This is a genomic window from Corallococcus sp. AB032C (assembly GCF_003668935.1).
In the GTDB taxonomy this organism is placed as follows: Bacteria; Myxococcota; Myxococcia; order Myxococcales; family Myxococcaceae; genus Corallococcus; species Corallococcus exiguus.
This window is the reverse complement of the sequence record NZ_RAWP01000008.1, coordinates 136,067-162,921: the sequence shown is the minus strand read 5'-3', so window position 1 is coordinate 162,921 and position 26,855 is coordinate 136,067. Positions and strand designations below refer to the sequence as shown.

The 26,855-nt window shown below is 70.4% G+C and carries 19 protein-coding genes and 1 pseudogene; 11 read left to right on the top strand and 9 right to left on the bottom strand.

Features of this window, described 5'->3' with window-relative positions:
- Positions 1-16 precede the first annotated feature (16 nt).
- Positions 17-364, top strand: a pseudogene (locus tag D7X99_RS44620) (cupin domain-containing protein); the annotation flags it as partial.
- 27 nt (positions 365-391) lie between these two features.
- Positions 392-907, top strand: a complete 516-nt coding sequence (locus D7X99_RS43455; protein WP_233613097.1) for a nuclear transport factor 2 family protein — start codon at positions 392-394, stop codon at positions 905-907.
- Between the two features lie 64 nt (positions 908-971).
- On the opposite strand, the gene D7X99_RS43090 is transcribed toward D7X99_RS43455, so the two are convergent.
- Together D7X99_RS43090 and D7X99_RS05460 are read right to left on the bottom strand one after the other, a co-directional pair.
- Positions 972-2,690 (bottom strand): serine/threonine-protein kinase, encoded by a 1,719-nt coding sequence (locus tag D7X99_RS43090; protein WP_121776790.1) that lies wholly within the window; start codon positions 2,688-2,690, stop codon positions 972-974.
- Between the two features lie 85 nt (positions 2,691-2,775).
- Positions 2,776-3,333 (bottom strand): hypothetical protein, encoded by a 558-nt coding sequence (locus D7X99_RS05460; RefSeq protein WP_121776789.1) that lies wholly within the window; start codon positions 3,331-3,333, stop codon positions 2,776-2,778.
- Positions 3,334-3,507: 174 nt separating this feature from the next.
- On the opposite strand from D7X99_RS05460, the gene D7X99_RS05455 reads away from it, so the two are divergent.
- Positions 3,508-3,966 (top strand): GNAT family N-acetyltransferase, encoded by a 459-nt coding sequence (locus D7X99_RS05455; RefSeq protein WP_120578885.1) that lies wholly within the window; start codon positions 3,508-3,510, stop codon positions 3,964-3,966.
- Positions 3,967-3,970: 4 nt separating this feature from the next.
- Here D7X99_RS05455 and D7X99_RS05450 read toward each other — a convergent pair whose 3' ends face one another.
- Complete coding sequence (locus tag D7X99_RS05450) at positions 3,971-4,372, bottom strand: VOC family protein (RefSeq protein ID WP_121776788.1); 402 nt, start codon at positions 4,370-4,372, stop codon at positions 3,971-3,973.
- A gap of 122 nt (positions 4,373-4,494) precedes the next feature.
- Entirely contained in the window at positions 4,495-5,865 is a 1,371-nt protein-coding gene (locus D7X99_RS05445) for an FAD-binding oxidoreductase (protein WP_121776787.1), read from the bottom strand.
- 206 nt (positions 5,866-6,071) lie between these two features.
- Here D7X99_RS05445 and D7X99_RS05440 point away from each other — a divergent pair, with 206 nt between their 5' ends.
- Positions 6,072-6,764, top strand: coding sequence for a response regulator transcription factor (locus D7X99_RS05440; protein ID WP_121776798.1), 693 nt, complete (start codon positions 6,072-6,074; stop codon positions 6,762-6,764).
- A 14-nt stretch (positions 6,765-6,778) separates the two neighbouring features.
- On the top strand, positions 6,779-8,164 hold the full coding sequence (locus tag D7X99_RS05435) for a sensor histidine kinase KdpD (RefSeq protein ID WP_306465353.1): 1,386 nt from the start codon (positions 6,779-6,781) through the stop codon (positions 8,162-8,164).
- On the opposite strand, the gene D7X99_RS05430 is transcribed toward D7X99_RS05435, so the two are convergent.
- The 4 genes from D7X99_RS05430 to D7X99_RS05415 all read right to left on the bottom strand — a co-directional run bounded on the left by D7X99_RS05430 (position 8,156) and on the right by D7X99_RS05415 (position 18,170).
- The gene (locus tag D7X99_RS05430; RefSeq protein WP_121776785.1) at positions 8,156-9,754 is read right to left on the bottom strand and encodes an ABC transporter substrate-binding protein; all 1,599 of its coding nucleotides are present in this window, start codon (positions 9,752-9,754) and stop codon (positions 8,156-8,158) included. The two genes, D7X99_RS05435 and D7X99_RS05430, sit on opposite strands and share 9 nt — an antisense overlap.
- An 11-nt stretch (positions 9,755-9,765) precedes the next feature.
- Entirely contained in the window at positions 9,766-10,890 is a 1,125-nt protein-coding gene (locus tag D7X99_RS05425) for an SCO family protein (protein ID WP_233613096.1), read from the bottom strand.
- Complete coding sequence (locus tag D7X99_RS05420) at positions 10,887-12,866, bottom strand: YncE family protein (protein WP_147476031.1); 1,980 nt, start codon at positions 12,864-12,866, stop codon at positions 10,887-10,889. Before D7X99_RS05420 ends, D7X99_RS05425 begins: the two co-directional genes overlap by 4 nt.
- Positions 12,867-12,962: 96 nt before the next feature.
- The gene (locus D7X99_RS05415; protein ID WP_233613095.1) at positions 12,963-18,170 is read right to left on the bottom strand and encodes a copper oxidase; all 5,208 of its coding nucleotides are present in this window, start codon (positions 18,168-18,170) and stop codon (positions 12,963-12,965) included.
- Positions 18,171-18,546: 376 nt separating this feature from the next.
- Between D7X99_RS05415 and D7X99_RS05410 the strand changes: the two genes are divergently transcribed.
- The gene (locus D7X99_RS05410) at positions 18,547-19,950 is read left to right on the top strand and encodes an RluA family pseudouridine synthase (RefSeq protein WP_233613094.1); all 1,404 of its coding nucleotides are present in this window, start codon (positions 18,547-18,549) and stop codon (positions 19,948-19,950) included.
- 297 nt (positions 19,951-20,247) lie between these two features.
- A complete protein-coding gene (locus D7X99_RS05405) occupies positions 20,248-20,865 on the top strand; it encodes a DUF2716 domain-containing protein (RefSeq protein ID WP_121776781.1) in 618 nt (205 codons plus the stop codon).
- Positions 20,866-20,880: 15 nt separating this feature from the next.
- Here D7X99_RS05405 and D7X99_RS05400 read toward each other — a convergent pair whose 3' ends face one another.
- The gene (locus D7X99_RS05400) at positions 20,881-21,075 is read right to left on the bottom strand and encodes a hypothetical protein (RefSeq protein WP_120578891.1); all 195 of its coding nucleotides are present in this window, start codon (positions 21,073-21,075) and stop codon (positions 20,881-20,883) included.
- Between the two features lie 109 nt (positions 21,076-21,184).
- Here D7X99_RS05400 and D7X99_RS05395 point away from each other — a divergent pair, with 109 nt between their 5' ends.
- The 4 genes from D7X99_RS05395 (at position 21,185) to D7X99_RS05380 (ending at position 26,824) form a co-directional block, all read left to right on the top strand.
- Positions 21,185-21,805 carry a hypothetical protein gene (locus D7X99_RS05395; protein ID WP_121776780.1) on the top strand — a complete coding sequence of 207 codons (621 nt, stop codon included), beginning with the start codon at positions 21,185-21,187 and terminating at the stop codon, positions 21,803-21,805.
- A gap of 70 nt (positions 21,806-21,875) precedes the next feature.
- Positions 21,876-22,388, top strand: a complete 513-nt coding sequence (locus D7X99_RS05390; RefSeq protein WP_121776779.1) for an FHA domain-containing protein — start codon at positions 21,876-21,878, stop codon at positions 22,386-22,388.
- A gap of 57 nt (positions 22,389-22,445) precedes the next feature.
- A complete protein-coding gene (locus tag D7X99_RS05385) occupies positions 22,446-23,738 on the top strand; it encodes a Stp1/IreP family PP2C-type Ser/Thr phosphatase (RefSeq protein WP_120562662.1) in 1,293 nt (430 codons plus the stop codon).
- 110 nt (positions 23,739-23,848) lie between these two features.
- A complete protein-coding gene (locus tag D7X99_RS05380; protein ID WP_121776778.1) occupies positions 23,849-26,824 on the top strand; it encodes a carboxypeptidase regulatory-like domain-containing protein in 2,976 nt (991 codons plus the stop codon).
- Positions 26,825-26,855: the final 31 nt, after the last annotated feature.

The following is a 26,855-nucleotide window of genomic DNA, read 5'->3' as shown; positions in this document are numbered from 1 at the left end:
TCACCCGCAACCACCGGTGCAAGAAGATGTCGGCGCTCATGGCCGAGGTGGATGCCTACCTGGAAGCTCGCAACGCGCAGCAGACTTCAAGTCCGCTGCTGCGCGTCGCTCCCTCTCGACGCGCAGCCTGAGACCATTCGAGAATCACGGTTCGTCGTTTAGCTCTCTGCCGGGCCCAATCCTTGGCTCATGGTGGTGTGAAGGGGTTGTACATCCCGGAGATAGTCAATTCCCGCAGCATTATCACCAGATGGATGAATGGGTGCGCGTCACGGAGGGAACTATTGCCTTCACGTGCGTGGCCAATGGCCAAACACTGGAGGCCGTTGCCGGTGATTGTATCGAGATCCCGGCCGGGCACGCCCACTCTGTTCGCGTTGGAGCTTCTGGCGTGAAGTACGACATGTGGACACCCGAGCGGAGCGATGAGGCTTTCATGAAGCGGCTCGCTCGGGGGCCCGCACACGGGGCTGAGCCGAACGAGCAGAAGCTTGCTGTCCTCGTTCAAGCGAACTTCGACATTCCCCGTTGGGAGAACCAGGCTGCGGGCGATCCCCGTGCCCTGCAAGCGCTGGAAGACCTCCTGCACCCGTCCCTGGTGTTTCGGAGAGCCAACGGCACCATCGTGACACTCAGCGAGTACCTTCAGCGCTTCCGGGAACCACCACCCTCGGGCGGGAAGGGCATCTCCGTCCATCGTTGGGGATCGACTGAGCTGAAGCTCCTCGATCTCACGGCGGACAGCGCGGTCGTGTCCATCGTGGTGCATACCGTCGAGACCGACCGGGAATCCTTGATGGGCCGGCCAGGCGCCTACGAGAACATCCGAGCTTTTGTCCTCGAGCAGGGCCGCTGGAAGTGCCGGATGTGGGTCAACTACCCGGTGTCCGGGACTCAAGGTTCGTAATCACTCCCGCTGGCGGCATGCGCCGCAGTGGTTCCGAGGGCTCGAAGCCGCTCCGTCCGGGGGCTCAGCGTGAACCCTCCGTGGCCTCGCGGTCACGCTGGCGGAGCAGGGCCGCGGCTCGGGTCCGGACGCTGGCCATGGGGTGCTCTCGGGCCGCCTCCTCCAGTGAGGGCACCGCGGCCTCGCCCAGGTCCTTGCGGAGGAAGTCCTGGCAGGTGCCGTGGAACCGGTCACTGACGAGGCATCCGATCGCGTTCTGGATGACGACCGGCGCGTTGCGGTACGCGGCGTCATTGCGCAGCGCCGCCCGGTAGGCCGCCACGCCATCCACCCAGCGGAGGTTGTCGAAGTCGACGTTCCCCTCCAGGTAGCGGACATAGGCGCTTGTCGGGTACTTCGCCGCCAGCTTCTTCAACGCCGCCAGGGCCGCGTCCCGTCGCTGCGCCTTGATCAGCCGGTGGACCTCGTCGATGCCCGGGAGCTGCTCCACGACGGGCTGCCAGGCCGTGGCGCCCGTCGGAGCCTCCGCCGGTGCTTTCTCACTCGCGGGGGGCTTGGGCGACGGGCTTTCAGGGGACACAGGCGCCGGGCCCGCGGACCTCGAGGCCAACGCCCATCCGCCAAGGCCCACCGCGGCCAGGGAGAGCACGACCGCGCCTCCCACCACCCGGCGCGAGCGGCTCCGGGCGGGCGGGGGCGTCGTGGGGCCAGACCGGATCGTGGCCTCGGACTCCGCAGGAGCCACCGGCAGGGGCTCCGGAGCGCGGGCTTCGGCCTGAAGGTCCACCGGCGTCGCGCGGGGCTGCGCCCGGCCGTTCCGGGTCGCGAGCACTTCCTCCCTGGGACGTGACGGCGTGGGCGCGGAGGAGCGCGGCTCCCCCGAGGCATCGCCTGCCATGGGAGCCACGGAACGCACCGCCGGACCGGCCCCGGCCCCTTCGAGCGCGGCCAGGAACTCCGTGGCGGACTGGAAGCGAGCCCCCGGGGCCTTCTCCATCGCTTTCGCCAGCGTCGCTTCGAGCTCCGCGGAGAAGCCCGCGTCAGGTGCGGCGTCGCGCAACCGGGGCGGAGTCACCTCGCGCTGCATGCGCAGCAGCTCCGCGTTGCTGGTGGCGTTGAAGGGTTTCTTCCCGGTGAGAAGCTCGTAGAGCAGCACGCCGGTGGCGTACAGGTCCGTGGGCGGACCCACCGGCTCGCCGTGGATCTGCTCTGGGGCCATGTAGGACGGAGTCCCGAGCATCATCCCCGACGTGATGCCCGTCACCTCGTCGCGCAACTTGGCGAGCCCGAAGTCGAGGATGCGCACCTGCTCCCCGAGTCCGACGGCGTGGGTGACGATGATGTTCTCGGGCTTGATGTCGCGGTGGATGATGCCCTGGTCGTGCGCATGGGCCAGACCCGCGAGCACCTGCCGCACGGCGCTCAGGGCCCGGGCCGGCTGCAGTGGGCCGTCGCGCAGCAGCGCCCGAAGCGTCTCGCCGGTGACGAAGTCCATCACCATGTACGGCGACTCCTGATCCACGCCGAAGTCGATGACCGACACGCAGCACGGATGGGTGAGGCGGCTCATCGCGCGCGCCTCCACCTGGAAGCGCTTGCGGAAGTCGTCATCGCGCGCCGCCCACGCGTGCAGGAACTTGATGGCGACGGACTTGCCCACCTCCAGCCGTTCGCCCCGGTACACCATGCCCATGCCACCGGCGGCGAGCCGCTCGATGATGCGGTAGCGCTCCTGCAACACCGAGCCGATGCGAAGATCCGTCACGGCCGTGGGCTCATTCATGGGCGCGCAAGATAACAAGTAGCGGCGCGAATCTTCTGCTGACCTGTCGTCGGTTCCTTCACGCACGCGCGGTGAAACGGCCGAGCTACTCGAAGGCGGTGAAGGAGAAGGTCGTCTGGAAATCGACGTTGGCTCCCTTGCTCATGAACGTGGGGGCCGCGGAGCCGCGCAGCACCACGTTGAACTTGCCATCGAGGAAGCGGGGGTAGTCGGCATCCGGAAGCGCTTCGGAGTCGAAATCCACCTCCATCGCCACAGGGCCGCTTCCGCTCGGCTCCGCAATGTGGCCAGCGGCATAGGTGTTGTTGGACTCATTCATGAGGAAGAGCACCTCCACCCGGCCGTTGAACACCTCGGAGAGCGAGGCCACGCCTACGCTTCCGGCACCCAGCGTCAGGGTGAGGCTCTTCAACTCAACGCGCGAGGGCGACTGGCCATCCAGTTCCCGGCGAGCATCATCCACAAAGACCTTGAAGGGGTTGCCGGACTCGCTCTCGATACTCTTCTGCGAGGTAACGGTGCCGTTGGCGGTGTCCGAGGACTTGGCCTTGAGGTTGATGCCAACGGGGGCCGAAATGGACACCGGATCCCCGCAGCCAATCAGCGGGAGGGTGCACAGCACCAGCAGGAGAAAGCGGTTCACTTCGAGGGCTCTCTTTCAGCGGCACGAGCGCTCCCGGCCCAGAGCGCCACGGGTTGCCGCTTGTGTAGAGAGGACCCTCTGGCGGAGTCGCCGGCCACATGCGCGGGGGAGAGTTCTCCGAACCAGTGGCTTGGACAGCCCAATCGGGTTCGCTCCCCTCTAGGATGTCCGGACATGCCCACCACCACCTTCCGCAACGCCCGCGCCTCGGACCTGCCCACCATCATCCAGTTGCTCGCGAATGACGACATCGCGCGCTCGCGCACCGGTTACGCCGAGGAGGTCACTCCCGCAGTCGATGCCGCGTTCAAGGAAATCACCGCCGACGCGAACAACGAGATCGTCGTGGGCGAGCAGGACGGGCAGGTCATCGCCACGCTCCAGCTCACGTACATCCCGGGCCTGGGCCGCGGCGGGATCCGGCGGGCACTGGTGGAAGAGGTGCGCGTGCGCTCGGACCTGCGTGGGCAGCGCATTGGGGAAGCGCTGATGAATGAGGCGATGGAGCGCGCTCGGGCCCGGGGCTGCACCTTGATTCAGCTCACCACCGACAAGCGCCGCCACGAAGCCCAGCGCTTCTACGCGCGGCTGGGATTCGTGGCGAGCCACGAGGGCATGAAGCGCACGCTCTGAACGACTACTTCAAGGCGGCGGGGTCCATCCAGAAGGACTCCCACTGGTGGCCGTCCAGGTCCTCGAAGCTGCGCTGGTACATGAAGCCCTGGTCCATCTTCTCCTTGGTCTCCTTCGCGCCCGCCGCCAGCGCCTTGTCCACCAGCGTGTCGACGGCGGCGCGGCTCTCCGCCGTCAGGGCGATGATGGCCGCGGTGGACGTCTTCGTGTCCGCGATCTCCTTCTTGATGAAGCCCTTGAAGAACGGCTTCACCAGCAGCATCGCGTAGATGTCCTCGCTGATGATCATGCAGGTGGCGTTGGCGTCGGTGAACTGGGGGTTGAACGTGTAGCCCAGCTTCGTGAAGAAGCCGACCGCGCGGTCCAGCGACTCGACGGGGAGGTTGACGAAGATCTTGGTGCCCATGGTGCGTCTCCTGGCGGAAGAAAGTGGATGAGGTGAACGTCGTCTTCATCCACGCGACGAACCTGCTCCGGTGGGATCGACACTGGATTTATTTTTTCCGCACCGCAGCCAACCCGCTGGAATCACAACACTTTGCCGGGGTTGAGCAGTCCCAACGGGTCGAGCGCGCTCTTGATTGCCTGGTGCAGGCGCAGCGTCTCCGGGCCCAGCTGCGCGCCCAGGAAACCGCGCTTGAGGGAACCCACGCCGTGCTCGCCCGTGATGGTGCCTCCCAGGGCCAGCGCCGCGTGCAGGATGTCGTCGAACGCTTCCTTCGCCCGTGCCTGCGCCGCTGGATCCTTCCGGTCGAAGACGACGGTGGGGTGCATGTTCCCGTCGCCCGCGTGCCCGAACGTCCCGATGAGCACCCCGTGCTTCTCCGCGATGCGCTCCACCGCCGCGAGCAGCTCCGGGATGCGCACGACGGGCACGCCCACGTCATCCAGCAGCGTGGCACCGCGTTGCTCCAGGGCAGGGAAGGCAAAGCGCCGGGCACCCATGAGCAGCTCGCCCTCGGCCTCGTCGGCGGTGCTCATCACGGAGGTCGCGCCGGCCCGCTCACAGGCCGCGACCATCAGCGCCAGCTCCTCTTCTCCCTGCACGCCGCCCGCGTCGGAGCGCGCAATGAGCAGGGCCTCGGCTGCGACGTCCAGGCCCATGGGCTTCCAGGACTCGACGGCGCGCACGGTGGTGCGGTCCATCAGCTCCAGCACGGACGGGCGTGAACGCTCCATGATGTCGCAGACGGCCGTGCCCGCGCTCACGAGCGTCGGGAACGCGGCCACCAGCGTCGTCGCCTTCGACGGTCGGGGCCGCAGCCGCAGCGTCGCCTCGGTGAGGACGCCCAGCGTGCCCTCCGAGCCGATGAAGAGCCGCGTCAGGTCGTAGCCCGCCACGTTCTTCACCGTCCTTCCGCCGGTGCGCACCACGGTGCCGTCCGCGAGCACCGCCTCCAGCCCCAGCACCGCGTCGCCCGTCACGCCGTACTTCACGCAGCACAGGCCTCCCGCGTTGGTGGCCAGGTTGCCGCCGATGGAGGAGAACTCCCAGCTCGCGGGATCCGGCGCGTACCAGAGGCCCTGCTCCGCGGCGGCGGCCTTCACCGCGCCGTTGAGCGCGCCGGGCTGGACGACGGCCAGCATGCCGCGACGGTCCACCTCCAGGATGCGGTTCATCCGCATGAGCGACAGGACGATGCAGCCGTCGCTCGCGTTCGCGCCGCCCGACAGGCCCGAGCCCGCGCCCCGAGGCACCACCGGCACGCGCAGCGCCGTGGCCACGCGGAGCACGGCCTGCACCTCGGACGTGGACGCGGGCCGCACCAGCACCCTCGGCATGCCCGAGGGCGCCCACTCCGCCTGGTCGTGCCGGTGCGCCGCGAGCACGTCTGGATCCGTGATGACCGCCTCCGCCGGCAACACCTCCGCCAGCGCTCGCTCCACGTCGACCGTCATGAGGGCCTCCCAGGCTCTGGCGCGTGAGCATGCCTCGGAGCCGGGGCTGCTTCATCGCTCCATGTGACATCCGTGTGTCGGCCAGAGGGAGGGGCCTCGCGCGCGCCACTTGCCTTCCAGGGAGGCTGGTCCCCACGTGGGCGGACATGAAACAATCCGTAATACCGCGGGTTCGAATGGCACGGTTCGAGGAGGCGGTACAGCGCATGAAACTCCTGCTCGTCGAGGACGAGGCGAAGATGGTGCTCCTGCTTCGCAAGGGACTGGGGGAAGAGGGGCACGCCCTGGATGTCTGCTCGCGGGGCAGCGAGGCGCTCGCGTTGGGCAGCCCGGAGGTCTACGACGTCATCGTCCTCGACTGGTCGCTGCCGGACACGGATGGCATGACGCTGCTCAAGGGCTGGCGCGAGGCTGGCGTGCGCACGCCGGTGCTGATGCTGACGGCGCGGGGCACCACCGCCGACAAGGTGAAGGGCCTTCGCTCTGGCGCGGACGACTACCTGGTCAAGCCCTTCGACTTCGAGGAGCTGCTCGCGCGGCTGGAGGTGCTGGGGCGCCGCGGCGAAGCGAAGGACGGCGTGGTGCGCCTGGGGGAGCTGGTGCTGGAGCCCGGCCGGCGCATCCTGCGCATCGGTTCGCGGGAGGAGTCGCTCACCGCGCGCGAGTTCGCCCTCTTCAGCGCCCTGGCGCGCCACCCCGGTGAGCCCCAGGTGCGGGCGCGGCTGATGGAGCAGACGTGGGGGCCGGACTTCGACGGCAGCGCCAACGTGCTCGACGTGTACGTGGGCTACCTGCGCACGAAGCTGGAGCGGTTGGCGGCCGCGCACGTGTCCATCCGCTCCGTGCGGGGCGTGGGCTACAAGCTCGTCGTCGAGCCGTCCGGCGGCCTCCCGGCATGAGGCTGGCGCGGCGCTTGTGGTTGCATGGTGCCCTGCTGCCCGCCCTGGCCACGTTGGGCGCGCTGGCGGTGGCGGGGCAGCTGTTCCGCGCGGACCTGGAACGCTCGCTGGATCGCGCGCTCCTGGCGCAGGCCGCCGTGGAGAGCGTGAGCCTCTTCGACGGTCCCGGGCAGAAGGTCCACCTGCACATGGCCGTCTCTCCGCTGGTGGAGCAGGTGCGCCCCTTCGCCCCGCAGGGCTACCTCTATCAGTCGGATGGACGGCTGGTGATGCGCTATCCGCCGGTCTCCGAGGGCGCGCCCGAGCCACCGCGCCGCGTGCCGGGCACCCGGGAGGGGCCTCCCCTGCTGACCACCGAGGTGGCCCCGGACGGCAGCCGGTGGCGCGAGGTCATGGTCAACGTGCGGTCGCCGCAAGGGGAGTGGTACGGGCTGCGGCTGCTGGCCTCGCTGGGACAGGTGGACCGCTCCGTGGACTCGTTCTTCCGGATGGCGTTCTCCCTGACGGCGGTGATGGGCGGGCTGCTGCTCGTCGTTCAGACCCTGCTGGCACGCCGGTTGTCGCGGCGGCTGGCGGCCATCGCCCGGAGCCTGGAGCGGCTGCGCGAAGGAGACTTCACGCTGTTCCCTGCGGAGGGCCCGGGCACCGACGAGATAGGCCAGGTGGGCGAGGCGCTCCGTGAGGCCACGGCCCGCGTGCGCGGCGCGCGCGAGGCGCAGGAGCGGCTCATCGCGAACGCGGCGCACGAGCTGCGCACGCCGTTGGCGCTGATGCGCACCAGCCTGGACCTGGCGCTGCGTCGCGAGCGGAGCCCGGAGGAGCTGCGCGTCGCGCTCCAGGATGCGCGCACGGAGGTGGACCGGCTGGCGGTGCTGGCGGACTCGCTTCTGGACATGGCCACCGCGGGGCGCGGTGCGTGGGATTGGAAGAAGGGCGACCTGGACCTGCTCCTGACGCAGGCCGTGGAGGGGGCCCGCGCTGAGGCCGAGCAGAGGGGCCTGCTCATCCACCTGGACGCGCCCGCTGGGATGGAGGCCCCGTTCGACGCGGGCAGCCTGCGGCAGGCCGTGGACAACCTCTTGGGCAACGCCCTCAAGTTCGCCCCGAAGGGCGGGGAGATCCACGTCCGGCTTTCGGCGGAGGCGGGGCGCTTCCGCGTGAGCGTCCGCGACACCGGCCCGGGCATTCCCCTGGCGGAGCACGAAGCGGTGTTCGAACCCTTCCACCGCGTGGCGGGCGCGGAGGCCCGTCCCGGAGCGGGGCTGGGCCTGGCCATCGTGCGCGAGGTCGCGCGGCGGCACGGGGGACGGGCCTACGTCGCGCCCGAGACCGCGCCCGGCGCCGAGCTGGTGCTGGAGTTGCCGGTGGCGCCTCCCAGGGACGACCGGGCCTCAGGGTGACAGGGGGATCCAGTCCGACGCGGCCCGCAGGCGTCCCGTCGCTGCCTCCAGCGTCGCGAGCTGCGCGCCCTGGACGCCGACCCGCCGGTTCACGCCGAAGCTGACAGGCGGAGAGACGCCGGTGTCGAAGTCGCGCAGGGACTCCAGCTGTTGTTGCAGGCTCGCGCGCGTGAGGTCCGCGCCCGCGCGGGTGACGGCCTCCACCAACACCCGCGCGGCGGCGTAGGCCCCCAGCTGGAAGGCGGTATGGCCGGGCTTCAAGCCGTGCCGGTCCATGAACGCGGTCAGCGCCTCCAGGTCGGGCGCGTGCTCGCCCAACCCCACGGGCGACAGGAACGTGACCTGTCCCTCCGTGAGCTCCGGCCGCCGCGGATCCGCGAGCGCCGCCGGGGCGAACACCGGCACCTTCATCGCGCGGGCGGCCCGCGTCCTCATGAGCGAGGCCAGTCCGTCGGACGTGCCGGTGTACAGCACCGCGAAGGGGGCCGGCCCCGCTTCCGCTTCATCCAGTGCGAGGCCCCAGTCCAGCGGCGTGGCCAGCTCCCGCCGCCCGGCTTCCTTCCGCACGGCCTCCCGCCAGGCGTGGCCCGCCGCGTCCTCCGGATGCACCACCGCGAGCGGCTGCCGGCGCAGCCGGGCCCCACCCGCGCTGGCCAGGTGCTGCACCGCGAGCCGGGCCAGCGCGGAGGGCTCCGGGTAGAGGAAGAACACCGGTCCCTCGTCCGGCGGCGGCCCTGGCTCCAGGGGCAGGGGCAGCACCAGCGGTACGCCTTCGTGCTCCAGCCGCGCGTCGGACGCGAGCCGCGCGGGACGGAGGCTGGCCACCAGCGCGAAGACGTCCCGCTCGAGCAGCCGCGCCGTGGCGTCCGCGCCCGCGGAGGAAGCGGCCGTCGCGTACAGCGCCGCGTCGTCCTCCACCACCAGCTCCAGCCTGCGCCGGAAGATTCCGCCGCGCGCGTTCACGTCCGCGAACACCGCGCGCACCACCGCCTGGATCTCCTGGCCCAGGGGCGCCAGCGGCCCCGTCAACGGCAGCGCCGCGCCCACCGTGAGCGTCGTCGCGGAGAGGCCGGGATCCGGCGCCGCGTCCAGCGTCTGGAGGTAGCCGAGCAGCGCGTCCGCGTCCGCCGTCGCGAGCGCGTAGCGCGGCATGGCCACGCCCAGGGGACGGCCGCTGGCGGACACGCCCTCCGTGATGGCGCGCAGCAGTGTGGCGCGCGTGTACGCGGGGCGTGAGCGATCCTCGATGTCCTCCAGTCCCACCGCGCGCGCATGCTGGAGCGAGCCGGGCGTGATGTCCGGCACCTCCACGCCGCCTTCGCGGCTGCCCCGCCCGGAGGGCCCGTGGCAGCGGGCGCACGCGGCGACGGCGCCCTCCAGCTCCACCCGCTCCGGCCCCAGGAAGCCGGTGATCGGCGAGCCCTGGCGGGACTGGCCCCGCTGGAAGAAGCCGCGCCCACGCTTCACCTCTTCGGGAGTCGCGGCGCGTGGAGGTGCCTCGCGCCTGCAACCGGACAGCAACAGTCCGGCCGCGAGTGTCAGCACCACGCCCCACCAGGCCCCCGCTCCGACACCGCGCCTCCACCGCATGCCGTGCTCCCTCACCTGGGATCGTTCAGGTGTTCCACCGCGGCGACGATGTTGTCCGCCATCGCCATGGCCGGGGACTTGACCCACATGCCCGTGGAGGCGTCGCCGATGAGCAGCGTGGTGTTGTGCTCGTCCGGCTTCTCCGCGTAGCCGCCGAGCTTCTTCAGCACGAGCGTGATGTTCTCCCGGGAGCCCGTGAGGAAGTACCACCCCGGCCGCGCGCCGAACTTCTTCGCGAACTTCGCCAGGCTCTTGGGATTGTCGTTGGTGGGGTCCACGGAGAGCGTGAGCATGTGCACGTCCTTGCCCATGCGCGCGGAGAGCTTCCGCTGCACCTCCGCCAGGTGCTGCGTGATGGGGGAGCACGCGCCCTTGCACGACGTGAACGCGAAGTTGATGAGCACCGTCCGGCCGCGCACCAGGTCCTCGTAGAAGCGGTGCGTCTTGCCGTGCTGGTCCACCAGCTCCGTGTTGGTGAAGTACTTCGCCGCCGCGGCGTCCTGGGCGGCCGTACCGTCCACGACCGCCAGCTCCGGCGGTGCGGCGGAGGACGCCTGCGCCTCCTTCACCGCCTCTACGATGCGCGAAGGGCTGCCCAGCCCGTCCACGCGCGTCCACTTGCTGGTGAGCGCGTTGCCAATGAGCACGAGCGGCCGGTGCGACTCCTTGTCCGGCACGTACCCGCCCAGCGCCACCAGCGCCTCCTTCACCTTCGCGGGCTCGCCGGTGAGGAAGGACCAGTTCGGCCCCGGATGGAAGGGCTCCGCGAACTTCGCCAACCGCTCCGGTGTGTCGTTGTTCACGTCCAGCGTGATGGAGATGAAGCGCACGTTGGCGCCGCGCCCCAACTGCTGGCGCGCCCGGTCGAGCGTGGCCGTCACCGGCGTGCAGATGGTCTTGCAGCGCGTGAAGATGAAGTTGATGGCCACGGTCTGCCCGCGCACCAGGTCCGACCACAGCTTCACCTGCCGGCCGTGCTGATCCACGAGCGTCACATCCGGCACCGTCACGTCCAGGGACTCGGGGGCAGCGGGCCGCGTGGGCAGGGGCACGCGCACATCCTCTTGCGCGGACGCGAGCGGCGCGCACGTCAGCGCCAGGGCGAACACAGCCTGCTTCAGGGTCGGGATCATCATGGGGCGGACTCGGAGGTGACGGCGGCCGCGAGCGGTGACGACACGCCGAGGGTGGACGTGGGCAGGCGGCCGAGGTCCAGCCCCCGGCCCTCCACGCCCACCACGAACTTGTATTGGCCCGGTGACGGCGGCCGGAAGTCGACCTCGAAGACCCCGTCCGCGATGCGCCGGGGTTCGGTGCGCACCTGCCAGGTGCCGGGCGTGCGGAACAGCAGCACGCGGATCTCCTCTGGCGACACCGGAGGCGCGCCCGCGCCCGCGGTGGGCTCCAGGCGGAAGCGCAGCGGCACTGTCTCCTCTGGCGCGTACGTCCGCTTCGCGTCGAACTCTGGCGTGAGCTTCAAGGGCCGCGCCTTCGCGAACGACGCGTCCAGCGGGACCTGGCCCACCTTCCACTCCAGGCACGCCACGACCCGCGGGTTGTCCAGCAGCACCTGGACGTCATAGGTGCCGTTCTCGCGCACGCTGCCCCGGGCGGTGAAGACGCCGGGCTCCACCTCGCGCAGCGAGCGATCCAACACCCGCACCGCGCGGGGCTCGCGGCCGTAGTTCAGGTGCGTGCCGCGCGGGGCCATCATGCCCTCCTGGTAGAGGAACAGCGCGCGGTCCGCGTTGCCCGCGATGATGACGCCATTGCCCTCCGGCAGCGGCGCGATGGGATCCGACCGGCCCAGCTCCCGTGCCTCGGCCGCGGGGCGCTGACCCGCGGTGATGTGCACCTGGGCGGGCGTGCCGGTGCCCTCCAGCGTCTTCAACTCCACCAGCGTCACGCGACTGTCGGTGGTGTTGCGCACGTAGGCGAAGGCGTCCGTGAACACGACGGAGTCCGGCGCGGAGAAGCCGGTGAGCGTGTGGGCGACCTGGCCGGAGGCCGCGTCCAGGATGTCCACGGTGCTGGCGTCCCGGTGCACCAGGAAGGCCCAGCGGCCGGTGTTGTCGAAGCGCAGCGCGTCCAGGCCGCCCTTCACCGGGATGCGGCGCGACACCTCGCGGCGCGCGGCGTCCACCACCACCACCTCCCGCGCCTCGGGCCTTGAAGCGAAGAGGGCCCGGGCCACGTCGCTCCAGGCCAGCGCGGTGACGCCCGCGCCCACCTCCACCCGGCCCAGCACCTCTCCGGAGGCCACGTCCAGCGCCGTCAGCGCCTTGGCGTCGCGAGCGGAGACCCAGGCGGTGCGCCCGCTGTCGGAGAAGCCGAAGGCGTGCGGGCCCGGCCCCACGTCCACCGGGTCGCGGACGGCGTGCGCGGGCGTGTCGATGACGCTGACCGTGCTGTCGCCGTCGTTGCTCACCCACGCGGTGAGGCCGTCCGGGGACAGCGCGATGCGCCCCGGCTGACTTCCCACGCGCAGCGGGCGCGTCACCACGAAGCGCTGGGTGTCCACCACGGACACGGTGTCCTGCGACGGCACCGTCACGTACAGCGCGGAGCGGTCCGGCAAGAGCGCCCAGTCCGCCGCGCCGCCGCCCACGGACACCAGGTGCTGGAGCTTCGTGCGGTCGAAGGAAATCTGCGGGTTGATGACGGACACCGTCTGGTCGTGATTGAGCGTGAGGAACCAGTACGCGTTGAAGTCCACGTCCGCCTGCGCGGAGAGCAGCCCGCCCAGATACGACCGCACCCGCTCCTTGCACGCGGCGTCGTCCGGAGCAGGCTCACCCTGGGGGCGCAGGCGCATCCACGCCAGGGGACGTCGCCCCGCCAGCGGCTCTCCCGTGCGGGCATCCGTGACGGCGACGCGTGCGAGCGCCTGAAGCGGCGAGCCCAGTTCGGCCTCCAGCGGCCGGGGCAGCAACGTCAGGTCGAACGCGAGCGACACCCCGTCGCGCGTCACCTTCGCGGCGGGCGCGGTGATGGGCACGGGCCGTGAGGCCACGGGCTCGGCGGGGGCTCGCGTGAAGAAGAAATGCCCACCCACGGCGAGGAGTCCCGTGGACAGCAGACCGGCGGTGGCGAAGACGAAGGGCTTGCGCATGGGTGGTTCGAAGCGGTGAGGCCAGGAAGGAGGGAAGGGCGGCGCGAGGGGAAGGAAGGCCTTCCACCCCCGCGCCACCCGGAGAACGTGCCGGGGCTACTCCACCCGGTACACGCCCCACAGACCGCCGCTGCTCCAGAGGAAGCTGGGCATGTCGCGGTACAGGTAGTCGCCCGTGACGCCGTAGGCGCCGCCCGCGCCGTACTCCGGGACGATGTTCCAGTGGTGCATCACCGACGAGCCCCCTTGCGTGGAGATGACCGGCGACGTGGCGTTGGGGCCCATCACCCGCGACTGCGCGCCCGCGGCCCACGGGTTGCGGCGCCACTCCGCGCCGTGGATGGCGAAGGCGTGCTGCCGAGAGTGGCCGGACGGCTGTCCCACGCGCCAGCGCACCGGCTCGCCGACCTTGGCGGTGAACACCGGCGTGGCCGGGTCACCGTGGGTGGCGGTGCTGAGGATGGCGGTGAGGTCGTAGTTGTTCGTGTCCTCCGGCGGCGTCTGCGGCGGCACGCCCAGGCGGGCCCACAGCGGCTCGGTGCGGTAGTTGAAGCCCTTCTGGCCGGTGTCCTGCGAGTCGTCGATGCCGTTGGTGTTGCGCAGCGCGGTGCCGCTGTTCAGGCCGCTGAGGCTGGAGTCCTGGAAGCGGGGGTTGTCGGTGTGCAGGCCCAGGTCGTCCTGGTAGAGCAGGACGAACTCGCGGAACGTCTGCTTGCCGCCGTCCGGGCGCGTGTAGCGCACGCGCGCCTGCGCGTCCGTGCCGGAGTCGGTGCTCCAGTCCGCGTCCTTCGGCTCGATGACCAGCGCGCCGATGCCGCCGTGCATGCCGTGGTTCACCACGTCCGCCATGTTGCGCAGGTTGACGATGCCGAACTCCATGGGCGTCACCTGGCCCACCGGGAACGGCGCCGTCCAGGGCGAGCTCTTGAACTCGCCCGCGAACCAGCGGTACGTGCGCGTCGCGCCCGGCGGCACCGTCTGCTGGGCGTTGAGGCCCACGTTCGCGCCGTCGTCCGTGTTCACGTCCACGTTGACCAGCTGCGGGTGCAGCGAGACGTGGTTGGACATCCGCGTCTGGTTGACGTTGAAGCTGGACGTGATGGCCGAGTGGTGCGCCCACACGTCCTTCTTCGTGGGCACCGTCGCGGGCAGCCGGTTCGTCAGCACCACCTGCACGCACTCGCCGGCCCGTGCGCGGAGGATGAGCGGCTCCGGCGCGCGCTTGCCCAGCTTCAGGTCGGACAGGTACTCGTCGCGGGCGAAGATGACGGCGTCCGGATCATAGAAGCCGTGCTTGCTGTTGTAGACGAGCCGCCCGCCGGGCAGCCAGTTGCGCGCGTCGATGGCGGACACCGTGTACAGCCGCACCGGCGCGTTGCGGGGGCACGAGTCCACCTTCACCGGCTTGACGCCCAGCTTCCCGGTGTTCTCGTACTGGAGCACCAGCTCGCGGTCGATCTTCAGCATCGCCTCGCGCTCCTCCAGCGCGAACGCCACGGTGCGCTGCTTCAGCTCCTCGCCCTTGTCGTTGATTTCGTACGAGGCCTGGATGGTCTCGTCGTTCTCGCTCAGCCGGGGCAGGCCCGCGCGCTCCGGCATCTCCAGCAGCGACACGGGCGGGTAGGCCTGGAGCAGCTCCTTGCCGCCCGCGGACATCGCCAGATCCAACCGCGGGTTCAGGTCCACCGCGAGCATCGCCACGTCGCCCAGCGACCGCAGCCCCTTCTGCTTGTTGCGGTACGTGCGCATCAGGCCCCACATGCCGTTCCAGAGGTCGCCGTTGGAGGCGCTCATGTACATGTAGTCCGCCGTCTCGTAGGTGCCGCCGATGGCGGGCAGGCCTCCGGTCAGCTCGAACTCGAAGTGTTCGGAGATGCCAATGGCCTGCGCGTTCTGGAAGCCGCTGTTCGGGTCGCCGCCCTCGCGCAGCCACTTGTGGCCGTGCAGGTTGAAGCTGTGCTGCTCCTCCTGCGAGCCCTGGACCAGGCGGATCTTGATGCGGTCGCCCTCGTAGCCCGCCATCAGCGGGGTGTACGGGTCGCCGTGGATGTCCGAGCGGAAGACGTTGGACATCTCTCCCGACTTGGTGGCGAGCAGCTTGCGCGTGCCGCAGCGCGTGGAGCGCGAGGAGATGCGCAGCGGGATGGGCTCGTTGCGGTAGTTGATCATCATGCCGCCGGGGTCCGCGGCGCTGATGGCCTCCGGCATGGGAGTGGACTCGAAGCCGACCGCCCAGGGCAGCGCGTCCTCCTTGTAGTTGGGAGGGTTCACGGGCTGGCCGCACTCGTCGTAGAGCGGGTTGTAGTCCATGAAGCCCAGGGTGAACTCGCGGAAGCTCTGGCTGGGGTCCGCGGTGATGACGTCCGCGCGCCAGCTGGTGGGGCCACCGTCCGCCACGCGCGAGCCGTAGTAGACGCCCGTGCGCGGGTCGCGCCACTTGGAGCCCTTGGGCTCCACGATGAGCGCGCCGAAGAAGCCGTGCTGCTGGTGCGACGACGGGCCGAAGTGGTCGTGCGTGAAGACCGTCTCCAGCGTGCGCTGCGCGGACGGGTCATCCGCCCACCAGCGCTGCACCGTGGTCTGCGCCGTGCCCGGCGCGCGGCTGATGCGCGGGTGCGACGCCGGGGCGGTGAGCGTCAGTCGGGTGCCCGTCTCCGAGACGTTGCCGTCCGCCGCGAAGGCGCCGCCGGCCGCGTTGGCCAGGTGGATCCGCTCCGCCACGGTGTCGGAGGACAGCGTGCCGTCCTCGTAGTTCCAGCCGTTGCCAGCGCCGTCCGCGGACGTCACGTCGAACTTCACCAGGTGGATGTGCTGCCCGATGACGTCCGTGGGCGTGTAGATCTGGAACGCGTCCGGCTCCAGGTGCGCGGGGATGAGGTTCGTCGCGTAGAAGTTGATGCACTCGCCGGACTGGGCCCGGAAGAAGAAGGGCTCCGGCGGGCGCAGTCCGTCCTGGGTCGCGGGCACGTCCTCGTTGAGCACCATCAGCCGGGCCTGCGGGTCATGCCACCCGGCGCGGTTGATGCGCTGCATGTCGATTTGCAGGTAGGCCGCGCGGTAGTTGCGCACGCCCGTGTTCTCCGGGCAGGGGTCCGCGAAGGGCGCGCCCGCCACCGGCTTGCGCCCGTTGACGGTGAACGTCCCGCTGCCTCCCAGCGGCGTGTAGGAAGGGTAGCCAGCAGCCAGGTCGCCGTAGAGCGTGGTGACGCTGGAGGCGTTGGGGAAACTCCCCGAGTGGAACGCCATGGCGTTCTGCTCCATGGGCGTGCCGTTCTGGGGCAGCAGCTTGATGTTGAGAGCGGAGGGGTCCACGTCGAAGCGGCCGGAGGCGCCGTACGTCACGGGGCCCACGGCCCGCGTGACGATGTGGCGGGGCAGGCCACCGTCGAACTCCAGGTCCAGCGGCGCCTGCGGCGCGCGGCGGCCGGACATGCCCGCGATGTAGAAGGGGAAGCCGGGGAACGCCGGCCGCGTCACCGGGCGGCCGTTGCCGTCCGTGACGGTGGTGCTGGCGTAGGTGGGCATGGGCGGCATCGCCCGGTTGGGCAGCGGGACGACGGCGGGGTTGGGCGTGCCGTTCTTGATCTCCGCGTCCGGGAGGAGGCGGTCGCTCGTGCCGGACTCGAAGACGTCGTGCACGCGCCACAGCGCCCACATGCCCTGCGCGAAGTGCGGGTACAGGTGGCAGTGGTGGATGGAGTCGCCCGCGGTGAAGTTGCGGTTGCCGGAGCCGCCGAAGTTGATGTCGTAGGTGAAGGCGGAGCCCGGCCCGATGGTCTGCGAGTCCAGGTAGTTGGACGCGTCCACGCCCGGCGAGTACTTCCACTGGTGGGCGTGGAGGTGGAAGACGTGCGTCTCCGCGGGGCCCGCGTGGATGTTGCGGATGCGCACCGGGTCGCCCAGGTAGCTGTGGTGCACGTTGGTGGGGTCATCCGGGTAGAGCGCCTGGGTGGCGCGGCCGGAGGCGTCCTTCTCCACGTTCATGGCGGGGTCGCCGTTGGCCCACGACTCCAGGAAGAACTCCTCGTACTCGCAGGTGACGCAGTCCTTGGTGGGGCCAATCTTCGCGCGGTTGGCGAGCAGTTCCGCGCCCAGGCCCGCCACGCCGTAGTTGATGCCGAAGCCGTCGCGCACGCTGTGGAACGTGGGGTTCCACTCCAGCTCGTCGAAGGCCTGAACCGCCTTCACCTCGTCGTGGTAGATGGCGGTGAACTCGCGGAAGCTGCCGGTGTCGCGCGACGTGGACGTCCCCATCACCGTGCTGGAGTAGCCGGTGATGAGCGCCTCCAGGTCGCCGTGGCGGATGCGGTTGGCGCCGTCCAGGATGGCCAGCACCGGCCGGCCCGAGCCGTCCGTCGCCTCGTAGTCGATGACGGGCGTGCCGTCCGGGTTGCGGGACGTGGTGACGGCCTCCAGCGCCTTGCCGGTGACCTTGGAGCGGTACCACCGCGCGCCCGGCGGCTCGACGTTGAGGGCGCCGAAGAGGCCGTGCACCGTGGAGCCGCCGTCGCCCTGTCCGCCGAACGACGCGCCCATGCTGTAGAAGAAGAAGACGCCCTCGTGGTCCGCGTACCAGGTGTACGTGGTGCTGGCGCCGGGGCTCACCAGGCTGCTGGCGTTCTTGCCCACCCAGGCCCCGTCCGAGTTCATGGAGAGGTACTGCAGGCCCTGCATGTGGATGGACGCGGTGCGCGTGGCCGGGGAGTCCTCGCGGTGCGTGTCGTCGAACTTGCCCTCGTCGCCCGGGAAGACCCAGAAGCCGCCGGAGGGCTCGTTCTGGAGCAGCGACTTGATCCGGTCATACGTGGGCGTCAGGACCCAGGCGGGCATCACCTTGCGCAGGAACGTCCAGCCATTGCTGGAGCCCGACGCCCGGCTCACGCCCGGCTGCGACTGGGACGGGCTGGGGATGGCGGAGCGCGTGGGCGCCAGCATGTTGTGGAACTTGACCGAGAGGCAGTCCCCCACGTTGGCGCGCAGCGTGAGCGGGCGAGGGCGCTTGTCCGCCTTCAGGCGGACGTTGCCGGGAGTCAGGCCGGGCTTGCCGTTGATGGCCTCCACGTCGTCGCGGAGCGCGTAGATCATCCCCGTCGGGTTGTAGGAACCCAGGCGGTTGTAGGTGTAGACCTGATCGAAGGCCACCACCTCCGCGCTGAGGGTCCGGGCGCAGGCGGGGGAGGGAGGAGGGACGGGCTCGGGGACGATCTTGTCCCGGTACGGCAGGTTGACGATCTGGATGCCCTGCGTGGTGGAGCCCGTGGCACCCTCCGGTGCATCACCGGGCGCTCGTGGCCCGCAGGCCATCACGCCGCAAAGCGCGGCGAAGAACGCGGTCCTCCCGTGTCTTGACGCAATGCTTCTCTTCTGGTGTGGAAACACAACGCCCCCTCGGCATTGCCCGATGTCGTAGATGAGAGTCTTTTGGTGAAACTCTCAGAAACCCCGTGCCACTCGCGGGCGCGGGATTGGGTGAAACACAGTCGGACTTTCGGTGACATGATTTCACTAGGGGAGGTGCTGATCGAAAGTAAACAGGCCGTCCAAGGCACTGGATTTGTTGGCGTGGAGATGCAGGAGGCCGTCCTCTCTAAGAGGATTCAAAGGAAGTAGAGGGGCGGGTGCGCGGAAGCTCCCGGATGCGCCAGCGGGTGAAGTCATGGAATCGACCCTGATGCTTTGGATGGATACGACCGGGGAGCTCCCACCGGAGCGGCTGGCGAGCCCCTTCCGCGGAGGCCCTCCCAGTGCCTGGGGGCGCCAGGCGGCGGAGGCGCTCCAGCAGGAGTTGCGCCGCGACGCCACGTACTCGGAGGCGTTGTGGCGGCCGGGGCGTGGGAAGATGTTCGGTGTGCTGGGCGTCGCGGCGCCTGGGGGGCGGCTCGGGTTCCTCCGGGCGTTCTCCGGGATGCTGAACGGCACGTGGCACGTGGAGGGCTTCGTGCCGCCGCTGTTCGACCCGGTGGCCCGCGACGCGTTCTGGCCCGCGGGCGAGGCGGAGCTGGCCGTGCTGGAACAACGGCATGCGGAGCTGTGCCGCGACGCCGAGTCACTGCGGAGGCACGGCCCCGGTCATGCCCTCCGGGAGGTGGAAGCGCGCCTGGCGGAAGTGGAGCACGTGCGCGCCGAACGTTCGCGGGCCCTGTGGCGTCAGGTGACCCAGGGATATGTCATTCCCAATGCGCGCGGTGAAACCCAGACACTGGCCTCGCTGTTCGCGCCCAAGCCTCCTCCTGGTGGCGCCGGTGACTGCGCGGCGCCCAAGTTGCTGGCGTATGCCTTTCGCAACGGATTGACGCCCCTGGAACTCGCGGAGTTCTGGTGGGGAGCACCGCCGCTCGGTGGCCGCAGGGAGTCCGGTGCGTACTACCCGGCGTGTAACAACAAATGCGGCACGGTGCTGCCGTACATGTTGCAAGGCCTGGACGTGGAGCTGCCGCCTCCCACCGCGACAGCGGTACCCGAACCGCGCGTCCTCCATGAGGACCCATGGCTCCTCGTGGTCGACAAGCCCGAGGGGCTGCCCACGCTCCCCGGACGCCATGCGCCCACGCGCGACTCGGTGCTCGTCCGGCTCCAGCCCCGGTTTCCGGAACTGGCCCCCGCCAGCTTCCTCCACGAACTGGACGCCGAGTCCTCCGGCCTCCTCGTCATCGCCCGGGATGCGGTGACGCGGGTCTCGCTCCAGCGCCAGTTCTCCCAGCGCGAGGCGGAGCACCACCATGTCGCCTGGGTGGACGGCCGCGTGGAAGGAGACTCAGGCCTCATCGACCTGCCGCTGCGCCCGGTGGCCCACGCGTCATTGGAGGACTGCGTGGACGTGCGCCACGGCAAGCGGACCCGGAGCGCGTGGAAGGTCCTCCAGTGCGAGGCGGCCCGGACCCGGGTGGAGTTCGTTCCCACGACCCATCCGCCCCTCACATTGCGTATCCATGCAGCGCATCGCCTGGGGCTGGGAGTGCCCATTGCCGGGGACGCGCGCTTTGGACGAGCGGACGCGCGGCTGATGCTCCATGCCGACGCGCTGGCCTTCGTGCATCCACGCACGGGAGAGCGTCTGTCATTCACGTCGCCCGCGCCGTTTTGAAGGCTGACGGCGTGAATTGTTTGATCAATGGAGAGGAACCCCATGGCCGCGGAGAGGACGGCCTCAAACGCAGGTACCAGGGGAAGCACGACAATGAGGTGGCGCTGCCCTGATTCACCCGGCTCGGTCCCGTCGTCCACCTCGCGACACCGGGTGTGGCGGGCCCCAGCGGCTTTCCACATCCGGTCCTCGTCGCGGCGGACGTCGGATGCCATGCATTGACCCCTCCCGGCAGGTGCTTGCGCGATTCCTGCGTTGCGCGCATACCCTGGCTTTCGCGAAGGGGGGGCAGGGGTCGTGCTCGAACTCAACCTGGAAGCCGAAGCCTGGATGCCCTTGTCGGGCGATGCGGAGCGCCACGCGCTGGACCATTCGTGGCCCTCCTCGGAAGAGGGCAGTGTGCGCTTCGTCGTGGGCGAGGACTTCTTCCGCCTGGAGCACGACGTCCGCCTGGAGCTCTACCGCGAGCTTGCGGAGCGGATGCTCGGCGTGTTCCGCGAGCTCACCCCGCCCGGCGGCTGGCTCTACGCGTTGGATCCGCAGCACCCCTGCTACCGCCTCCACCCGCACGTCCGCTTCGAGACCGGCGCGACGCTGGAGGAGATGACCGGGCTCTACACGCGCGAACACATGGAGCGCGTGGAGCGCGGCATCCACCCGCCGTCGTTCGAACCGCGCTGGGCCATGGACGTCCACCCGGCGGGGGACCCGGAGCACCTCTTCGCGCCGCCGGACTTCCACTTCGTCTTCGCCGCGCGCTACCGCGTGGGCAACTTCGACGGGCTGGAGGCCCCGGGCCGAGGACCCATCGAGACGGAGACCTACGAGCTGCTGGGACACCGCCTCATCGCCGCCGTGGAACGGAACCCGCCGGCGCTCTTTCAGCGCGCGCGCAGGTTGGGTCCTGACGACTGAGGGGAAGCCGGAACGTCAGGCCGGCCGGGGCACGGTGCGCGGGCGGGGCTCACCCTCGTAGTAGAGGTTGGCGCGCCCCTCGCCGTAGACGACCAGCACCCGGTCGTTCTCCTCCAGGAGCCCCGACGTCTTCTGCGTGACCTTGCGGACCAGCGTGTCGAGCTGTGCCGGACCCTGCTTGCTGCTGGCCCGGACCGTGACGACTGGCATTCGGTGTTCCGCTCCTGGTGACCTCCCGCGACGGCAGGAAGGGCGTGGCGTGTCATAGCCAAGGGAACACTTCGTTGACAAGTGCGCGCTGCCACGGTGGATAGAGGTCATGCTCCACCTCGCTCGCGCATTGCTGGTTGTTTCGCTTGCCCTGGTCTCCACCACCGCCGCCGCGCAGTCTCGCGAAGCCCTGGACCTGCGGGGCCACGTGTCGCCCACGCCCGCCTGGCTGCCCCGGGGCGTGTTCCTGGGCACTCAAATCAACAACGGCGCAATCATCCCCAACCTGCGCATCCAGTGGGAGTTCACCATCTTCCAGGACCGCAAGGACGCGTGGATCGCCGTCCTGGAGGGTGGGGTGGGGTGGGCGGCGTCGTTGCCCGACAGCGCGCTGGCGGACCGGAACCTCTACCTGCCGGTGTCCTCCTACTACGAGCACACGGCGCAGCTGGGCTTCGGCTACCGCAACCACCTGCCGGGCAAGGCCCACTGGGGCTTCCAGGTGACGGGCGGCCCCACCTTCTACGGCGCCCACTTCACCACCCAGCCCCCGGACCGCCGCGTCGCGGGCACCGTCCAGGGCCGCCTCCAGATTGGCTACCAGCTGCCGCGCGACGTGGGCGTGGGCCTGGCCCTGAGCTACGCGGAGCCCTTCGGCCTGAAGAACCGCAGCTTCGCGCGTGACTTCGTGGGTGGCGTTAACATCGGATTTTTCGCGGATTGGCGGTAGGGGCGCGGTACACTCCATGAGCGAGAGCGGCCCCGCCTGCCGGTGCGGGTAGGGCGCCGCTTCCACGTCCATGGCCGAGCTGCTCAGTGCCCACGTCGCGCGCTACCTGCGCAACCGCGAGGAGTTCGAACGGGGACTCCCGGCGGGTCTCCTCCTCTTCACGCCTCCCCTGGGCGCGGTGCCCCCCTCCGACCTGGAGGAGTACCCCGTGCGGACGGTGACCAACGCCGGTCCGCCGACGCTCGGTCAGGACGAACCCATCGTCTTCCCGCTGCTCAAGTCCCAGGGCAACGCCTTCGGCCGGGGCATCACCGTGGGGCGCACCAGCAACAACGACGTCGTCCTGGATGACGGCAGTGTGTCCCGGTTTCACGCGTGGTTTTCCCGGGACGCGGGGGATACCGGTTTTCGGCTGACGGATGCGGGCTCGAAGAACGGCTCGTACGTGGTCGGGGGCCGGCTGTTGGCTCGCAAACCCCGGGCGTTGGAGGACGGGATGCGGCTGCGCTTCGGCCAGGTGGAGGTCAGCTTCTACACGGCCGGAGTCTTCGCGCGCCTGCTGTCGGTGCGGCTACAATCCTGAAGTCTTGCCACGTCTTCGGCGGCCTGCGTAACGTGCGGAGTCACCCTCTAGGCACGGATGGGAGCGTTCGCGGTGGCCTTGACCACAGAAGCCTTCGGGCTGACCGATGTCGGCCGGAAACGGCAACACAACGAAGACGCGATGATGGTGGACGCGTCGCTCGGCCTGTTCATGGTCGCCGATGGCATGGGCGGACACGCCGCGGGTGAAGTCGCCAGCGCGCGGGCCACGGAGGTCGTCAAGCAGCACATCGCGGCCAACCGGCACCTGCTCAAGGACCTGGCGCAGAACCCCACGGCGGACAGTCGCTCCGCCGCGGCCGCGCTGGTGGAGGTGGCGGTGCAGCGCGCGTGCGCGGACATCTACCGCACGGCGATGACGGACGCCTCCAAGCGAGGCATGGGCACCACGTTCGTGTGCCTGGCGGTGGGCGGGAACAAGGGCGTCATCGGCCACGTGGGCGACAGCCGCGTGTACCTGGTGCGGCACGGGCAGTGTCACCGGCTCACCGAGGACCACACGCTCGTCGCCGCGCAGCTCAAGGCCGGCACCATCACCAAGGAGCAGGCCGCCACCTCGCAGTACCGCAACGTGATTACCCGCGCGGTGGGCATCCAGGAGTCCGTCCAGGTCGACACGCTCATCGTGGACCTGATGCCCGGCGACGTGTTCCTCCTCTGTTCGGACGGCCTGCACGGCTACGTCGAGGACGAGGAGATACTGCCGCTGGTCGCGGGGCTGCAGCCCGGGGACCTGCCGCGCAAGTTCGTGGAGATCGCCAACGAGCGCGGCGGCAAGGACAACATCACCGCGGTGGTGGTGAAGGTGGCCGGCGACAGCGCGGCGCTCGCCAGCGAGGAGACGAGCGAGGCGCAGTCGCGCATGGAGGCGCTGCGGAAGATCCCGCTCTTCCGCCACCTTACGTACAAGGAGCAGACGGCGGTGTTGTCCATCGCCACCACGCGCACCTACCCGGCGGGTCGGGAGATTGTCGTGGAGGGGCAGCCGGGCGAGGAGCTCTTCGTCGTCATCCGGGGCCGGGTGGCCATCGAGAAGAACGGCGTGGAGATCGCGGAGCTGCGCTCGGGCGGGCACTTCGGCGAGATGGGCCTCATCGACAACGCGCCCCGCTCCGCCACCGTGCGCGCCACGGAGCCCACGCGGACCATGGTCATCGCCCGCTCTGACTTGATGGGGCTGATGAAGCGCGAGGCCATCCTCGCGGTGAAGATGCTCTGGAGCTTCGTGCAGGTGCTGAGCGACCGGCTGCGCGCCACCAACTCGGAGTTGAGCGAGGCCCGGCAGGAGCTGGCGGTGGCGCAGGCCATCCAGCCGTTCGCGGAGGACTGAGCGGGAACTCCCACGGCTCCTGGGGCGTCTTCAAGAAGACGCTCTGGAATTTCCCGGGGGAAACCGTCGTTGGGGGGCGGGCCTGGGAGTAAGGTCCCGGCCGCGTACACATGCGCAAATGGGTCTTCATCGCGGTGGCCGCCGTGCTGGCGCTCGCCGCCATCGTGCTGGGGCCCCGGTGGGGCACTCCGGCCGCGCGCCCCGTCTCGCCCGTCTCCGCCAGTTCCATCCGCCAGGGGATGCCCGCCTTCAACGCGGTGGCGGTGTCGTCCGGTGCGCAGGAGGGGCTGACGCTCACCGGGCGCGTGCTGGACGGCAACGGCCGGCCGGTGGCGGACGCGGAGGTGTCGCTCGCGGCGTCGGCGGAGCGGACGCTGGCGGACGTGCGGTGCGACGAGTGCGGACTGGCGCTGCTGGCCTGCACCGCGCACGAGACGGCGCTGCACACGCGGGCCTTCTTCGAACAGCAGCAGGGCTTCCTCACGGCGCGCGCCACGGTGCGCACGGACGCGGAGGGGAAGTTCCGCTTCGAGCACCTGGCGGGCGTGTCCTTCACGGTGTGGGCGCGCTCGGCGGGGCTGGGCGTGGCGCTCAAGGACCGGGCCGCGCCGGGGGAGGCGGTGGAGCTGTACCTGCCGCCCTTGCGGAGCATCACCGGCACGGTGGTGGATGACTCCGGCCATGCGAGGCCCGGGGCGCGCGTGCGCGCGGTGTCGCGCAAGGTGCCGCTGCCCTTCGAGGCCGTGGCGGGCGCGGGCGGGGCCTTCACGTTGTCGGGCCTGGGCGAGGGCCCCTTCTACGTGCTCGCGGACGCGGAGGGCTTCCAGCCCGCGGTGGCGCAGCACGTGGAGGCGGACTCGCAGCCGCTGCGCCTGAAGCTGACGCCTTCGCGCACGCTGGAGGTGCGCGTGCTGCGCGACGGGGCGCCCGCGGCGGCGACGGTGCGGCTGCGCGGCGACCACCTGACGCGCGAGGAGCACGCGGAGGCGCAGGGCGGGCCGGTGCGCTTCAACGGCCTGTACCCGGACGAGGTGGTGGTGACGGCGGAGGCGCCGGGCTTCGGCTCCGCGCCCCAGACGCTCACGCTGTCGCAGCGGGTGACGCAGGTGACGCTGGTGCTGGAGGCCGCGGGCCGGTTGCTCGTCACGATTGTCGACGAGGAGGGCCAGCCGGTGCCCAACCCGCAGCTGCTGCTGCGCACGGTGGCGGGTGACCTCATCCGCCGCGACGCGGTGCCCACCGGGGCCCTGGCGGAGCTGGGGCCGCTGGCGCCGGGCGAGTACGTGCTGGAGGGGCAGGCGGAGGGCTTCACCGCGGCGCAGCTGCCCGCGCGCGTGGCGCCGGGCGAGACGCCGCTGGAGCTGGAGCTGGCGAAGGCCACGGTCATCAGCGGACAGGTCATCGACGAGTACGGCCGGCCCGCGGCGGGCGTGTCCGTGCTGGTGCAGCCCACGGGCGGCGTGGTGAACGCGGGCGAGGACGGCCACTTCACGGCGCAGGTGCCCATGCCGGGGCTCTACACACTGCACGCGCACCACTCGGAATGGGGTGGCGGCAGCGTGCAGGCGTCGGCGCCCGCGACGGACGTGACGCTGTCGTTGGAGGCGAAGGCGGGCGCGGACGTGACGGTGACCAGCGGCGGCCGGCGGGTCGAGGGCGCGGACGTGACGATGTGGGCGGATCCGGAGAACATCTTCCGCAGCGACCGCCCCTCCGGTCCGGACGGTGTGGTGCCCATGAGGGGCCTTCCGCCGGGCACGTACCAACTGGTGGCGTCGCATCCGGAGTACCTGCCGTCGAGCCCCAAGTCGGTGACGGTGCAGGACGGTGGGAAGCAGCAGGTGACGGTGGAGCTGGAGGCGGGCGCGCAGCTGACGGGCGACGTGGTGGACGAGGACGGTCAGCCGGTGGTGGGCGCGGCGATGAGCGTGGCGCCGCGCGTGGCGGAGCCGACGCAGTCGGATTCAAGCGGCCACTTCGAGTTCCGCGCGCTGCGGCCGGACCGCACCTACGTGGTGGAGGCGCGCCACGCGAGCTACGAGCCGATGGAGCGGCCGCAGGGCAAGCCGGGCGGGCCGCCGGTGCAGGTGAAGATGCGCCGGCGCACGACGTTCCGGGGCCGCGTGGTGGATGACTCGGGCCAGCCGGTGCGCCGCTTCCGGATGGACGAACACGACGTGAACAGCCCGGATGGGCGCTTCGAATTGCCGCTGTCCACGGCGGGGGACCGGCTCATCGTGGCGGTGGATGCGGCGGGGTACGAGCCGCAGGTGGTGGACCGCCCCGCGACGCCGCAGGACATGGGCGACATCGTGCTGGTGAAGGCGCCGTCGGTGTCCGGGCGGGTGCGGGATGCGTCAGGTGGTGCGGTGCCGGACGCGGTGGTGACGTGCGACGTGTGCGACGGGTCGGTGCTGTCCGGGCCGGATGGTAATTTCACGTTGGCGAGCCCGCCCTTCGTGCCGCGCTTCACGCTGTCCGCGCGCAAGGGCAAGGTGAGCGGCACGCAGGAGGTGCCGCGAGGCAGCACTGCGCCGGTGGAGTTGACCCTCAAGCCCGCGACGCACCTGACAGGCCGGGTGTACCTGTCGGACGGGAAGCCCGCGGCGGGCGCGCAGGTGGAGGGGCTCAACGCGGACCGCAGCGAGTCGGTGTCGCTCATCACCGGCGCGGATGGCAGCTACAGCGCGGACCTGTCGCCGGGCAACTACCGCTTCGTGGTGGGCGGGCGTGGCGCGGGCCAGCCGGCGGTGGTGGTGCAGGTGGCGGGCGCGGACATGACATTGGACCTGGGCCCGGTGCCGGGGACGGGCTCCGTGACGGTGTTGATCCAGCCGGAGCGGGGCAAGGCGCTGTGGGTGGTACCGGGGGAGGTGGGCTCGGTGGGCAATCCGCCCACGGAGCTGTTGCGCTCGAGCTTCGCGCAGCTGGTGTACCAGCCCATGTCGGAGCGGGTGGTGGTGCAGGGGCTGCGGCCGGGCAGGTACACGCTGGTGTGGGGCTACTTCCACGCGGAGATGCCCGGGTCGGGCCCGGTGGTGCGCTCGGTGGACGTTCCCACCCAGGGCGAGGTGTCCCTGCGGTAGTCGTGTTGCGACCGGGCTGGCTGGCGCGTAA

Coding starts and splice junctions, on each gene's coding strand:
- D7X99_RS05395 (WP_121776780.1), top strand. CDS start 21,185: ATGCTCCACCTCGCTCGCGCATTGCTGGTTGTTTCGCTTGCCCTGGTC.
- D7X99_RS05415 (WP_233613095.1), bottom strand. CDS start 18,170: ATGGCCTGCGGGCCACGAGCGCCCGGTGATGCACCGGAGGGTGCCACG.
- D7X99_RS05385 (WP_120562662.1), top strand. CDS start 22,446: ATGGGAGCGTTCGCGGTGGCCTTGACCACAGAAGCCTTCGGGCTGACC.
- D7X99_RS05400 (WP_120578891.1), bottom strand. CDS start 21,075: ATGCCAGTCGTCACGGTCCGGGCCAGCAGCAAGCAGGGTCCGGCACAG.
- D7X99_RS05450 (WP_121776788.1), bottom strand. CDS start 4,372: ATGGGCACCAAGATCTTCGTCAACCTCCCCGTCGAGTCGCTGGACCGC.
- D7X99_RS05380 (WP_121776778.1), top strand. CDS start 23,849: ATGCGCAAATGGGTCTTCATCGCGGTGGCCGCCGTGCTGGCGCTCGCC.
- D7X99_RS05425 (WP_233613096.1), bottom strand. CDS start 10,890: ATGATGATCCCGACCCTGAAGCAGGCTGTGTTCGCCCTGGCGCTGACG.
- D7X99_RS05390 (WP_121776779.1), top strand. CDS start 21,876: ATGGCCGAGCTGCTCAGTGCCCACGTCGCGCGCTACCTGCGCAACCGC.
- D7X99_RS05430 (WP_121776785.1), bottom strand. CDS start 9,754: ATGCGGTGGAGGCGCGGTGTCGGAGCGGGGGCCTGGTGGGGCGTGGTG.
- D7X99_RS05445 (WP_121776787.1), bottom strand. CDS start 5,865: ATGACGGTCGACGTGGAGCGAGCGCTGGCGGAGGTGTTGCCGGCGGAG.
- D7X99_RS05440 (WP_121776798.1), top strand. CDS start 6,072: ATGAAACTCCTGCTCGTCGAGGACGAGGCGAAGATGGTGCTCCTGCTT.
- D7X99_RS05455 (WP_120578885.1), top strand. CDS start 3,508: ATGCCCACCACCACCTTCCGCAACGCCCGCGCCTCGGACCTGCCCACC.
- D7X99_RS05420 (WP_147476031.1), bottom strand. CDS start 12,866: ATGCGCAAGCCCTTCGTCTTCGCCACCGCCGGTCTGCTGTCCACGGGA.
- D7X99_RS43090 (WP_121776790.1), bottom strand. CDS start 2,690: ATGAATGAGCCCACGGCCGTGACGGATCTTCGCATCGGCTCGGTGTTG.
- D7X99_RS05410 (WP_233613094.1), top strand. CDS start 18,547: ATGGATACGACCGGGGAGCTCCCACCGGAGCGGCTGGCGAGCCCCTTC.